General features: G+C 70.7%; 10 protein-coding genes and 1 other RNA gene. 8 read left to right on the top strand and 3 right to left on the bottom strand.

Features of this window, described 5'->3' with window-relative positions; genetic code table 11:
* Positions 1-10: 10 nt before the first annotated feature.
* From BY998_RS08545 to BY998_RS08535, 3 genes are all read right to left on the bottom strand, one after another.
* Positions 11-1,027 (bottom strand): adenosine kinase, encoded by a 1,017-nt coding sequence (locus BY998_RS08545; RefSeq protein WP_110351206.1) that lies wholly within the window; start codon positions 1,025-1,027, stop codon positions 11-13.
* Between the two features lie 74 nt (positions 1,028-1,101).
* Positions 1,102-1,461 (bottom strand): Uma2 family endonuclease, encoded by a 360-nt coding sequence (locus BY998_RS25160; RefSeq protein ID WP_348629209.1) that lies wholly within the window; start codon positions 1,459-1,461, stop codon positions 1,102-1,104.
* A gap of 241 nt (positions 1,462-1,702) precedes the next feature.
* Positions 1,703-2,023: a hypothetical protein gene (locus BY998_RS08535; RefSeq protein WP_110351205.1), complete on the bottom strand. Its 321-nt coding sequence runs from the start codon at positions 2,021-2,023 to the stop codon at positions 1,703-1,705.
* Positions 2,024-2,138: 115 nt separating this feature from the next.
* Here BY998_RS08535 and ligA point away from each other — a divergent pair, with 115 nt between their 5' ends.
* The 8 genes from ligA (at position 2,139) to mraY (ending at position 13,065) form a co-directional block, all read left to right on the top strand.
* Positions 2,139-4,583, top strand: a complete 2,445-nt coding sequence (gene ligA / locus BY998_RS08530; protein ID WP_110351270.1) for an NAD-dependent DNA ligase LigA — start codon at positions 2,139-2,141, stop codon at positions 4,581-4,583.
* Positions 4,584-4,633: 50 nt separating this feature from the next.
* An RNA gene (gene rnpB, locus BY998_RS08525) (RNase P RNA component class A) lies at positions 4,634-5,039 on the top strand.
* A 468-nt stretch (positions 5,040-5,507) separates the two neighbouring features.
* The gene (gene rsmH / locus BY998_RS08520; RefSeq protein WP_110351204.1) at positions 5,508-6,572 is read left to right on the top strand and encodes a 16S rRNA (cytosine(1402)-N(4))-methyltransferase RsmH; all 1,065 of its coding nucleotides are present in this window, start codon (positions 5,508-5,510) and stop codon (positions 6,570-6,572) included.
* Entirely contained in the window at positions 6,569-7,000 is a 432-nt protein-coding gene (locus BY998_RS08515) for a hypothetical protein (RefSeq protein ID WP_110351203.1), read from the top strand. The genes rsmH and BY998_RS08515 overlap by 4 nt, the downstream gene beginning before the upstream one ends.
* Before the next feature lie 114 nt (positions 7,001-7,114).
* Positions 7,115-8,884 (top strand): penicillin-binding protein 2, encoded by a 1,770-nt coding sequence (locus tag BY998_RS08510; protein ID WP_245421534.1) that lies wholly within the window; start codon positions 7,115-7,117, stop codon positions 8,882-8,884.
* Between the two features lie 45 nt (positions 8,885-8,929).
* Positions 8,930-10,417 carry a UDP-N-acetylmuramoyl-L-alanyl-D-glutamate--2,6-diaminopimelate ligase gene (locus BY998_RS08505; protein WP_110351201.1) on the top strand — a complete coding sequence of 496 codons (1,488 nt, stop codon included), beginning with the start codon at positions 8,930-8,932 and terminating at the stop codon, positions 10,415-10,417.
* Positions 10,414-11,877: a UDP-N-acetylmuramoylalanyl-D-glutamyl-2,6-diaminopimelate--D-alanyl-D-alanine ligase gene (locus BY998_RS08500; protein WP_110351200.1), complete on the top strand. Its 1,464-nt coding sequence runs from the start codon at positions 10,414-10,416 to the stop codon at positions 11,875-11,877. Before BY998_RS08505 ends, BY998_RS08500 begins: the two co-directional genes overlap by 4 nt.
* A 105-nt stretch (positions 11,878-11,982) precedes the next feature.
* Positions 11,983-13,065 (top strand): phospho-N-acetylmuramoyl-pentapeptide-transferase, encoded by a 1,083-nt coding sequence (mraY, locus tag BY998_RS08495; protein ID WP_110351199.1) that lies wholly within the window; start codon positions 11,983-11,985, stop codon positions 13,063-13,065.

Below are 13,065 nucleotides of genomic sequence, written 5' to 3'. Positions count from 1 at the left end.
CGAACGCCGCTCAGATCAGCCGGTGCTCGCGGGCGAGCGCCAGCAGGTCGCGCTGCGGGCGGGCACCGATATGCTCGATCACCTCGGCCGCCGCGAGGGCACCCAGACGGGCGCTCGCCACGTAGTCGATGCCGCGGGTGTAGCCGGCCAGGAAGCCTGCCGCGAACAGATCGCCGGCCCCGGTGCTGTCGACCACCTCTCGGGCGGGGAAGGCTTCGACCGAGCGGACCTCCCCGCCGCGCACCACGAGTGCGCCTTCAGCCGAGCGGGTGACGAGACCGAGCAGGTGCGTGCCCTTGACGCCGCGCTCCTCGCGCAGTGCCGCAATCGCAGCCTCGGGGTCGTCGGTCTGATAGAGGCTCTGCAGCTCGCCGATATTGGCGAACAGGATGTCGATGCTGCCGTTGCGAAGGAGTTCGAGGAATTCCTCGCGGTAGCGGCCGACGCAGAAGGCGTCGGACAGGGTCAGCGCCACGGCGTTGCCGGCGGAATGCGCAATTTTCACCGCCTTGCGGAAGGCGTCCTTGGCGGCCGGCGGATCCCACAGGTAGCCTTCGAGATAGGTGACGCGGGCCGCGCGCACGGTGGCCTCGTCCACGTCGTCGGGCGAGAGCCCCTGGCAGGCGCCGAGATAGGTGTTCATGGTGCGCTCGCCGTCGGGCGTCACCAGGATGAAGCAGCGGGCGGTGGCCGGGCCCTCGGCCGTCGGCGGAACCGTGAAGCGCACGCCCGTCGCCTTCAGATCGTGGCTGAACAGGTGGCCCAGCTCGTCCTCGTGCACCTTGCCGATGAAGCCGGTCTTGGCCCCGAGCAGGGCGGCGCCGACGGCGGTGTTGGCGCCCGAGCCGCCGGACACGACGGTCGCCGGCCCCATCACCTCGAACAGGGCCTCCGCGCGCGGCTCGTCGATGAGCTGCATCGCGCCCTTCGTCACGCCCTGCGCCTTCAGGAAGCTCTCGTCGGAATGCGCGATCAGATCGACGATCGCGTTGCCGAGGACGAGGAGGTCGAGGGTGTCGTCGGACATGGAACCGTCCCGTGTCTGGTCAGCGGTGACGGGCCTGTCGCACCGTGCTCACGGGCCGTCAAGCAAGGGCCGCCTCACGGCTCGGCGAACAGGCCTCCGACGCCGATCGTGAGACCTGGCGGATCGAGGAAGAGTTCGCCCGAGGCGGCGATGCGCGTCTCGATCAGTTCGCCCGCGCCGCGGTGATGGTGGATCACCGTGCGCCGCCCGGTGTCGAGGATGAGGTCATGCTGCACGCTCGGCAGCTGGAAGTAGCCTTGAAATTTAAAGCCGGGATCGACGGGCTTCGTATTCGGCGAGAGGACCTCCACGACAATCAGCGGCTCGGAAACCGTCGTCGCGTCGGGATCGAGACGCGCGCCGCCATGGACGAGCGCGTCCGGCTCGAAGCCCGTCCGATCGTCCACCCGGACGGACAAGCCGTCGGGCGGCATTTCGCAAGGGAGACGACCAGCACGGATCGCGGCGCGCAGAGCCGTCTGCGCGACAAACTTCGTCACCGCGTGCCCGACACGGTCCCGCGTCATTGGAAAAAACTTCGCCGTCGGCGCGTTCGTGCCGTCCCGGACGGCCCTCGGCCCAGGCCAGGAATTCATCGGCCGTCATCCGGACTTCGGGCTGCACGCTCACAGCCCAGAACCTATCACGCCTGCCAGTGACAGCGAGGGCGCGGCGCTATTGCTGCAGCGCCTTCACCTCGCACTGCGCATAGTCCGAACTCGCCTTGACGTAGGCGTTGAGCCGCTGGACGTAAGCCCCTGCGATCGATTGGAAAGCTTGGGCTTGCGCGTTGTAGGCCTTGATCGCATCGTTGTAGCTGTAGGCCTCCCAGCCGGGGCAGCCCTCCTTCTTGTCGAGGCAGGCGGGCTTTTCGGGAAGCTTCGGCTTTTCCGGCCGCGCTTCCGCCGGCGGGGCCGTCGGCGGCGTGCAGGGTGCGGCAAGCGCCGGCCCCGCGAGGCCAGCAAGCGCCAGTGCCGTGATGATGCGTCCTGCCATGGTCCGTCCTCGAGCCGTCGTTTCGAGGGTTCTGACGGTCGAGTTGTGGCGGGAATGGGGTCGTGAAACCGCGAGCGTTAACGCACCGTCGTGCGAGATGCGGTAAATGCGGCTCATGCCGCGCACGCCGATTTCCGCCGCCGTCGAAGCCCTGAGCGAGGATGCCGCCCAGTCGCGCCATGCCGAGCTGTCGAGGGCGATCGAGCGGGCGAACCAGCTCTACTACAACGAGGACGCGCCCGAACTCTCGGACGCCGAGTACGATGCCCTGCGCCAGGAGCTGGAAGCGATCGAGGCGCGCTTTCCCGCGCTGACGGGCACCACCGAGGCGAGCGCGGGCGTCGGCGCCAAGCCTTCGGAAAAATTCGCCAAGGTCCGGCACGCCGTGCCGATGCTCTCGCTGGGCAACGCCTTCGCCGACGAGGATGTGGAGGAGTTCGTCGCGCGCGTGCGCCGCTTCCTCAACCTCTCCGCCGAGGAGTCCGTCGCCTTCACCGCGGAGCCGAAGATCGACGGGCTGTCGCTCTCCCTGCGCTACGAGGCGGGCAAGCTCGTCACCGCCGCCACCCGGGGTGACGGCGAGGTCGGCGAGAACGTCACGGCCAACGCGCTCACCGTCGATGACATCCCGGAGAGACTCTCCGGCGAGGGCTTTCCCGCCGTGCTGGAGGTGCGCGGCGAGGTCTACCTGTCGCACGAGGATTTCGCCGCCATCAACGCGCGGCAGGAGGCGGCGGGCAAGCCGCTCTTCGCCAACCCCCGCAACGCCGCGGCCGGCTCGCTGCGCCAGCTCGATCCGGCGATCACCGCCTCGCGGCCCTTGCGCTTCTTCGCCTACGCCTGGGGCGAGGTCTCGGAGCCCTTCGCCGACACGCAATCGGCGGTGCTGGAACGCTTTCGGGGCTGGGGCCTGCCGGTGAACCCGCGGACCAAGCGGTGCGCCTCGGCCGACGAGATGATCGCGCATTACCGCGCCATCGAGGCGGAGCGGGCGGGTCTCGGCTACGACATCGACGGCGTCGTCTACAAGGTCGACGATCTCGGCTTCCAGCGCCGGCTCGGCTTCGTCAGCCGGGCGCCGCGCTGGGCGCTCGCCCACAAGTTCGCGGCGCAGGAAGCCTTCACCGAGCTTCTGGCCATCGACATCAATGTCGGGCGCACCGGCTCGCTCAACCCGCTGGCACGCCTGAAGCCCGTCACGGTCGGCGGCGTCGTGGTCTCCAACGCGACCTTGCACAACGAGGGCTACGTCCAGGGCGTGGGCGCCGACGGCGAGCCGATCCGCGAGGGCCGCGACATCCGCGTCGGCGACACGGTGATCGTGGTGCGCGCCGGCGACGTGATCCCCAAGGTGCGGGACGTGGTGCTCGACAAGCGCCCGGCCGGTGCCGTGCCCTTCGTCTTCCCCGAGACCTGCCCGGCCTGCGGCAGCAAGGCTGTCCGGGAGTTGAACCCGCGTACGAAAAAGATCGACGCCGTGCGCCGCTGCACCGGGGGACTGATCTGCCCGGCGCAGGGTGTGGAGCGGCTCAAGCACTTCGTCTCGCGCAACGGCTTCGATCTCGAAGGCTTCGGCCAGACCTATATCGAGGTGCTGTTCGAGGCGGGTCTCGTGAAGCAGCCCGCCGACCTGTTCCGCCTCGATTTCGAACCGCTCAAGGCGGCGATCGTCGCGCGGCGCGAGGCGCTCTCGGCGCAGCGCCGGGCCGAGGGCGAGCCCGCCCCGAAGAAGCCGACCAAGAAGAAGGGCGAGGAGGAGGACAAGGCGATCAAGAACCTCCTCGCCTCGCTGGAGGCGCGCCGGTCCATCCCGCTCAACCGGTTCCTGTTCGCCCTCGGCATCCCGCAGATCGGCGAGTCGACCGCCAAGGCGCTGGCCAAGCGGTTTCCCGACATGGCGGCTCTGATGGCCGCCATCGCGGCGGCGGCGAAGGAGCAGGCGGGGCCCGACTGGCTCGAACTCTCGAGCCTTCCCCGCATCGGGCCGGGCACCCGCGACCGGCTCTTCGAGACGCTCGATCCGCTGCCGGGCGAGGCGCTGGCGGAGGCGTCCCTCGGCGCTCGCCTGCGCGGGCGGCTGACGCCGTCCCAGCGCGAGGCGGTGCTCACCCATTACGGCAGCGAGGAGGCCGTCGATGCGGCCCTGGAGCGGGCCGCCTCGCAGCGGCCCGGGGACGCCTACCGGCTGTTTGCCGACGACGGCGAGATCGGCCCGGTGGCGACGGATTCGCTGATCCAGTTCTTCACCGAACCGCACAACGATGCGGCCGTGCGCGCCCTCCTCGACGAGGTGAAAACCGAACCGCTGGCGGCCACGACCTCGGCCGCCGCCTTTGCCGGCAAGACCGTGGTGTTCACGGGCACCCTTGAAAAAATGACCCGGAGCGAGGCTAAGGCCACCGCCGAGCGCCTGGGCGCCAAGGTCTCGGGCTCGGTCTCGGCCAAGACAGACCTCGTCGTCGCCGGCCCCGGCGCGGGCTCGAAACTCAAGGAGGCCGAGCGCCACGGGGTGAAGGTCATCTCGGAGGACGATTGGCTGGCGATGCTGGCGGAGGCGTGAGGCGCATTTGGCTTGACCCCGCGTGCCTCGCGGCGCAAGCCGGCGCCGGATCAGTCGGCCGGGCGGCCGCTCCGTCGTCAGACGGGGAGGAAAGTCCGGGCTCCATGGAGAGACGGTGCCGGATAACCTCCGGCGGGGGCGACCCCAGGGACAGTGCCACAGAGAGCAGACCGCCCTGCGAAGGCTCGTCCGTCGCAGGGTCAGGGTGAAAGGGTGCGGTAAGAGCGCACCGCGGACGCGGCAACGCGGACGGCACGGCAAACCCCACCGGGAGCAAAACCGAATAGGGGCGACACGCTCCTTCCCGCGAGGGGAGGGGCAGGCCCGCTCTCCAGGCTCGTCGCCCGGGTTGGTTGCTCGAGGCGGCCGGCAACGGTCGTCCCAGAGGAATGGCTGCCACGTCCGTGAGTTCGCTCGCGGGCCCTACAGAACCCGGCTTACAGGCCGGCTGATCCACCTCACCCCGCAGCGTCGATGCCGCCGCCCGCCACGAGCCGGGCAAGGGCTCGCCGCGCCTTGCGGCGAGGGGGCGGGCGGAACGGGGCGGACGCATGATCCGAGCCCCGGCGCGGTGTGGCAGAGCTGACGAAAGCCGACGCCGCATTGACGCTCGGTTAACCTTGATACGGTCAGATCGGGTCAGCCTGCATGGTCAAGCTCGTTGACGCGTTTCGAGGGCCCATGTTACCCCGCGCCATCCCGTTGACGCCCTATTCCGGATCGGCCAACACTCGTTCAGGTTGCCCGGCGAGAAGGCGCGCGCGTGGCCGGAGCCGCCCGCGGATCGGCGTCGCCACAACCGTTCGGGCCGCCGCCGCGTGGTCCGCCCATGCAGCAGGCCTCCATGATTCCTCCCTCGCCGGATGGCGCCCGAGCTTTCTTCGGAATCCCCGAGAAGCCAGTGCGGTCCCAGGAGCGCTGCCGATGAGCCGGACACCGCGGCCGGGCAAGCCGGACCGGAGCGAGTCCGACCGGGCCGGGCAGGCGCGCCACGTTCCCGTCATGCTGCCCGAGGTCCTCGCCGCGCTCGCCCTCGACCGGCCGGGGCTCGCCGTGGACGGCACCTTCGGTGCGGGCGGCTACACGCGGGGGCTGCTCGACGCCCAGCCGGAGGTTCAGGTCGTCGCCATCGACCGCGATCCGAGCGCGATCCGCGCGGGCGCCGATCTCGTGGCGGCGTCCGAAGGGCGCCTGCGGCTGGTCCAGGGCCGCTTCGGCGATCTCGACGCGCTGCTCGCCGATCTCGGCGAGGCGCAGGCCGACTGGGTCGTGCTCGATATCGGCGTGTCCTCGATGCAGCTCGACGAGGCGCAGCGCGGCTTCTCGTTCCGGCAGGACGGGCCGCTCGACATGCGCATGGGCGGCGACGGCCCGAGTGCGGCCGACCTCGTGAACGAATCCGACGAGACCACGCTCGCCGACATCCTCTATCATTTCGGCGAGGAGCGCCGCTCGCGGGCGGTGGCCCGCGCCATCGTCGAGGCGCGCCGCCGCGCGCCGATCGCGACCACGGCCGAACTGGCGGACCTCGTGGCCGGCGTGGTGCGGCCCGAGCCGGGCAGCCCGATCCACCCGGCCACCCGCAGCTTCCAGGGCCTGCGCATCGCGGTGAACGACGAACTCGGCGAGCTGGTGCGCGGCCTGCACGCCGCCGAGCGCGTGCTGCGGCCCGGCGGGCGGCTGGCGGTGGTGACCTTCCATTCGCTGGAGGACCGCATCGTCAAGCAGTTCTTCTCCGCCCGCAGCGGTCGGGCCGCGCAGGCCTCGCGGCATGTGCCCGGCGTCGAGCGGCTCGTCCCGAAGAGCTTCAAGCCCGTCACCAAGGGGCCGGTTCTGCCTTCGGATTCAGAGACGATGGTCAATCCACGGGCGCGCTCGGCGAAGCTGCGCGCGGCCGAGCGGACCGAGGCCGCGGCGCCGGACCCGCTCACGGCGATCGAGACGCTGGCGAGCCTGCCCGCCGCGCAGGGACGGGGGACGCGGCGGTGATCCGACTCCTCAACGTCCTGGCGATCGTCGGCCTCATCGGCTCGGCGGTCTACGCCTACTCGACCAAGTACGACACGCTCTACCAAGCGGGTCAGGTCTCGAAGCTCAAGACCGGGCTTCACAAGGAACGTCAGGCAATCGCGGTCCTGCGCGCCGAGTGGCAGCTCCTGACCCGGCCCGACCGGCTGCAGAAGGCGGTGGAGCGCCACCTCGTCCTGGAGCCGATCAGCGACGGGCATCTCGCCCGCCTCTCCGACCTGCCGGAGCGGCCCGAGCGCGGCGACGAGATCGCCCGCCTGCTGGCCTCGACGGCGACGCCGACCGCGACGCCCAAGGACAGGCCTTCAGGCGCCCGCGACGAGCCCCGCACCACGGGCTCGGTCACCACCCGCACCGTCTCCACCCGCCCGCCCGCGGCTTCGAGGTAGCGTTCCGTGTCCCAGGACCCGTCGCACGATCCGTCACGCGATCCGACGCATCACGATCCGGACGAGGCGGCGCAGGCCGCCCCCGAGCCGCTGCCGGCATCCATGCCGGAGCCGATGCCGGAGCGCGTCGTGACGAGCGAGCCGCCGGCCTCGGCGCTGACGCGGCTCACCCGGATGATGTTCCGCCTCGCCATCGAGCGCTCGCACGCTCGCGTGGCGGTGGTCGGCCTTGCCTTCGCGGTGGTGTTCGGCGCGATCTCCATGCGCCTGCTCGTGATGGCGGCGACGCCCGGCACGAACAGCGACGACCACCGCGTGGCTGCCGCCGCCACGACCACGATCCGCCCGGACATCATCGACCGCAACGGCGAGATCCTGGCCACCGACATCCGCACCGTCTCGGTCTTCGCCGAGCCGAGCCGGATGGCGCGCACCTTCGACCGGGACGAGGCTGTCGAGCTCCTGACCGCGGTGCTGCCCGAGCTGAACGCGGCGGAGCTGCGCACCAAGCTTTCGTCCAAGAAGGGCTTCGTCTGGATCAAGCGCGAGATCACCCCGAAGCAGCAGCTCGAAGTCCACCGCCTGGGCATCCCGGGCGTCGGCTTCCTGCCCGACCACAAGCGCGTCTACCCGAACGGGGTGGCCGCCGCCCACGTCATCGGCGCGACGAACCTCGACAACATCGGCATCGCCGGCATCGAGAAGTACATCGACAACCGGGGCAACCGGGCGCTCAACGAGTTCGGCCTCGTCGCCAAGCAGACGGATCTCTCGCCCGTCCAGCTCTCCCTCGACCTGCGCGCCCAGTTCGCGCTGCGCGACGAACTCGTGAAGGGCGTGGAGCACTTCAAGGCCAAGGCCGGCGCCTCCATGATCATGGACGTGAACACCGGCGAGATCCTGGCGCTCGCCTCCTACCCCGACTTCGACCCCAACGAGCCGAAGGACGCGCTCTCCGACGACCGCATCAACCGCATGAATGTCGGCGTCTACGAGATGGGCTCGACCTTCAAGGCGATGACCCTCGCCATGGCGCTCGATTCCGGCAAGTACAACGTGAATTCCACCTTCGATACCCGCGGCGGCGTGCTGCACTGGGGCCGCCAGAAGATCCACGAATATCACGGCACCAACCGCGTCATCACCATGCCGGAGGTGTTCACCCACTCCTCCAACATCGGCTCGGCGAAGATGGCGCTCGGCATCGGCGTGCCGGGGCACAAGGCCTTCCTCAAGCGGATGGGCCTGATGGACCGCATGCGCACGGAGCTGCCGGAATCGGCCGCCCCGATCGTCCCGTCGCGCTGGACCGAGATCAACACCATCACCATCGCCTTCGGCCACGGCCTCGCCGTGGCGCCGCTCCAGGCCGCGGCGGCGGTGGCGGCCATCGTCAACGGCGGCGAGCTGATGACCCCGACCTTCCTCAAGACCGACGAGGAGACGGCGCGGGCCAAGGCCACCCGCGTGGTCAAGCCGGAGACCAGCGAGGCGATGCGCTTCATCATGCGCCTCAACGCCGTCGAGGGCTCGGCCAAGAAGGCCTCGGTGCCGCTCTACTACGTCGGCGGCAAGACCGGCACGGCCGAGAAGGTCATCAACGGGCGCTACGCCAAGAACCGCCTGTTCACGACCTTCATGGCGGCGGCGCCGATGGACAAGCCGAAATACCTCTTCCTCACCATCATGGACGAGCCGCAGGGCCTGCCCGAGAGCGGCGGCTACGCCACCGCCGCCTGGAACTCCGGCGTGGTCACGGGCAAGATCATCGAGCGGGCCGCCCCCATCCTCGGCCTGCCGCCGAGATTCGAGGCGCCGGCCAAGCCGTTCCCGCTCATGGTCAAGCTCGGCGCCTACCACGCCACGCAGGTGGGCGGGCCGTGACGGCGGACCGCCGCCGGCCGGCCTGACCCGCGAGGACGCGTTCCCATGAGCCAGCCGACCAGTCCGTCGACGAACCCATCGATCCTCGGCGACCTGTTTCCGGAAGCGGAGGCCGCGATCGCCGCAAGGCCCGTCGCCGGGCTGACCGCCGACAGCCGCCGGGTGGTGCCCGGCGGCGTGTTCGTGGCCGTGCCCGGCACCACCGCCGACGGCCGGCTGTTCGCCGCCGCCGCCGCGCGGGCCGGCGCCGTCGCCGTGGCCGGGGAGGGGACGCGTCCCGACGACCTGCCCGAGGCGACGGCCTGGATCGCCGTGGCGGATGCCCGCCGCGCCCTGGCGCTCGCCGCCGCCCGCCGTGCCGGCCGCCAGCCGGAGACGGTGGTGGCGGTCACCGGCACCAGCGGCAAGAGTTCGGTGGCCGACTTCGTGCGGCAGATCCTGTCGCGGCTCGGCCGCGACGCGGCGAGCCTCGGCACGGTCGGCATCGTCACCAACCGGGGCGCCGCCTACGGCTCGCTGACGACCCCCGACCCCGTCACCCTGCACGAGACCCTGGCGCGGCTGGCGCAGGAGGGCATCACCGATCTCGCCATGGAGGCTTCCTCCCACGGGATCGAGCAGCGCCGCCTCGACGGCGTCGAGCTGACGGCCGCGGCCTTCACCAATCTCGGTCGCGACCATCTCGACTACCACCCGACGATCGAGGACTACCTCGAGGCCAAGCTGCGCCTGTTCACGACGCTCCTGCCCAGGGGCCGCCCCGCGATCGTCAACGCGGACGGGGCCTATGCCGAGCGGGTGATCGGTGCCGCCGACGCCGCCGGCCACGCCATCCGCACGACCGGGCGCGGCGGCGACTTCATCCGGCTCGTCGAGGCCGGCACGGACGGCTTCTCGCAGGGTCTGACCCTGGCCCACGAAGGCCGGGAATATCGCGTGCGCCTGCCGCTGGTCGGCGGCTTCCAAGTCGAAAACGCCCTCGTCGCGGCGGCGCTGGCCCTCTCGACCCCCGCAGGCGCGGCCGATCCGGCCGGCGTCTTCGCCGCGCTCGAAGGCCTGACCGGCGTGCTGGGCCGGATGGAGCGGATCGGCGAAGCGAATGGCGGGCTCTGCCTCGTCGATTACGCCCACAAGCCGGAGGCGCTGGAGCACGTGCTGGCGGCCCTGCGCCCCTTCGCCAGCGGACGCCTCGTCGTGGTGTTCGGCTGCGGCGGCAACCGCGACGCCGGCAAGCGGCCGATCATGGGCGCCATCGCGCAGCGCCTGGCCGACCGCACCATCGTCACCGACGACAACCCGCGCAACGAGGAGCCCGCCGCGATCCGCGCCGCCATTCTCGCCGCCGCGCCGGGCGCGGAGGAGATCGGCGACCGGGCCGAGGCGATCCGCGCGGGCGTGCAAGGCTTGCGGCCCGGCGACGTGCTGGTGGTCGCCGGCAAGGGACATGAAACCGGCCAGATCGTCGGGCCACGCGTGCTTCCGTTCTCGGATCACGAGACTTTGCGCGCCGCGATCGCGGAGGTGAACGGATGACCGAGGCCCCTCTCTGGACTCAGGCCGCCTTGGAGGCGGCGACCGGCGGCACCCTGCGCGGGGCGCCGCGCGCCGTCACGGGCGCCTCGATCGATACCCGCAGCCTGGAGGCTGGCGACCTGTTCTTCGCGATCCGCGGCGAGGCGCGGGACGGCCACGACTTCGTGCGCGCCGCCCTGGAGAAGGGCGCCGGCGCGGCGGTGGTCGCGGCGGCGCGTGCGGAAGAGTTCGAGGGGATCGGCCCGGTTCTGGCCGTGCCGGGGGAGGGCGAAGACCCGGTGCTGGAGGCGATGCGCCGACTCGGTCTCGCCGCCCGCGCCCGGACGGGGGCGGCTATCGTCGCCGTGACCGGCTCCGTCGGCAAGACCGGCACCAAGGAGGCCCTGCGCCATGTGCTCGCGGCGCAAGGCGCGACGCACGCCTCGGTCGCCTCCTACAACAACCATTGGGGCGTGCCGCTGACCCTCGCGCGGATGCCGGCAGAGACCCGCTTCGGCGTGTTCGAGATCGGCATGAACCACGGCGCCGAGATCCTGCCGCTGACGGCGATGGTCCGGCCGGACGTGGCCCTGATCACCACGGTCGAGCCGGTCCATATCGAGCATTTCCACTCGCTCTCCACCATCGCCGACGCCAAGGGCGAGATCTTCTCCGGGCTAAAACCCGGCGGCGTCGCGGTGATCAACCGCGACAACCCGAATTACGAGCGCCTGCTGGCCCACGCCCACGCCTCGCGGGCGGGCCGCGTCATCACCTTCGGCGAGCATGGGGCGGCGGATGTGCGCGCGAACCGCATCCTGACCCGGCCCGACGTCTCGGTGGTCGATGCCACGGTGATGGGCGTGCCCCTCACCTACCAGCTCGGCACGCCGGGCCGGCATGTGGCGATGAACTCGCTCGGGGTGCTGGCCTGCATCCACGCGCTCGGCGCCGACCTCGCCCGCGCCGCCCTGTCCCTGGCGAGCCTGAAGCCGCCGGTCGGGCGCGGTGAGCGCACGGCCCTGCGGATCGGCGAGGGTGAGGCCTTCCTGGTCGATGAGAGCTACAACGCCAACCCCGCCTCGATCCGCGCGGCACTCGCCACGCTGGCCGGCATCGAGACCGCGGACAAGGGCCGTCGCATCGCCGTGCTCGGCGACATGAAGGAACTCGGCGCGGCGAGCGAGGCCCTCCACCGCGAGCTCGCGGACGCGGTGAGCGCCCACGGCATCGATCTCGTCTTCACCGCCGGCACCCAGATGGTCCACCTGTTCGAGGCGCTGCCGATGGCCTTGCGCGGCGCGGCGGCCCCCAGCGCCGAGAACCTGATCGACGCGGTGCTCGCCACGCTCCGGCCGGGAGATGCGGTGATGGTCAAGGGCTCGAACTCCATGCGCATGGTCCGCATTGTCGAAGCGGCCAAAGCCCGCTACGCGGTCGCGCCGGACCCGCGCGAAGCCTCGCTGAACGCGGTTCGCTGACGATCCGATCATCGGCCGGGCTCACGCGCCCGGTTCATCCTTCCGGCCGCGCGCAACGCCGTGCCGGGCGTGTCGACGAAGAACCTGCCGCGGGCGGACGAACGCATGCTCTATCTGCTGTCGGAACTGAGCGGCACGCTCACGCCCCTCAACGTGTTCCGCTACATCACCTTCCGCACCGGCGGCGCGCTGTTCACGGCGGGCTTCTTCGTATTCTGGTTCGGGCCCTGGATCATCTCGCTGCTGCGCCTGCGCCAGGGCAAGGGCCAGCCGATCCGCGAGGACGGGCCGGCCAGCCACCTGACGAAGCGCGGCACGCCGACCATGGGCGGCCTGATGATCCTGGCCGGCGCCGTGTTCTCGGTGCTGCTCTGGGCCAACCCACGCAACCACTACGTCTGGGTGACGCTCGCGGTCACCCTCGGCTTCGGCGCGATCGGCTTCTACGACGACTACCTCAAGGTGACGAAGCAGTCCCACAAGGGCTTCTCCGGCCGCTTCCGCCTGCTCCTGGAATTCGCGATCGCGGGGGCGGCCTGCCTCCTGATCTCGGTCTACTCGCCGGCCGCCCTGCAGAACCAGCTGGCCTTCCCCGTCTTCAAGGACGCGCTGCTGAACCTGGGCTGGTTCTGGGTGCCGTTCGCCGCCTTCGTGATCGTGGGGGCGGGCAACGCGGTCAACATCACCGACGGCCTCGATGGGCTCGCCATCGTCCCCGTGATGATCGCCTGCGGCACCTTCGGCGTGATCGCCTACCTCGTCGGCAACTCCTTCACCGCCGGCTACCTGCAGGTGAACTACGTGCGCGACACCGGCGAACTCGCCGTGGTCTGCGGCGCGGTGATCGGGGCGGGGCTCGGCTTCCTCTGGTTCAACGCGCCGCCCGCGCAGATCTTCATGGGCGATACCGGTTCGCTGGCGCTGGGCGGCCTGCTCGGCTCCATCGCGGTCGCGGCCAAGCACGAGATCGTCCTCGCCATCGTCGGCGGCCTGTTCGTGCTGGAGATCATGTCGGTGATCATCCAGGTCCTCTCGTTCAAGCTCACGGGCAAACGCGTCTTCCGAATGGCGCCGATCCACCACCATTTCGAGCAGAAGGGCTGGAAGGAGCCGCAGGTCGTGATCCGCTTCTGGATCATCGCCGTGGTCCTGGCGCTCGTCGGCCTCGCCACGCTGAAGCTGCGCTGA

It is taken from the genome of Methylobacterium sp. B4 (assembly GCF_003201865.1).
In the GTDB taxonomy this organism is placed as follows: Bacteria; Pseudomonadota; Alphaproteobacteria; order Rhizobiales; family Beijerinckiaceae; genus Methylobacterium.
The sequence above is the reverse complement of the archived record's forward strand: the minus strand, read 5'-3'. Positions and strand labels throughout refer to the sequence as shown.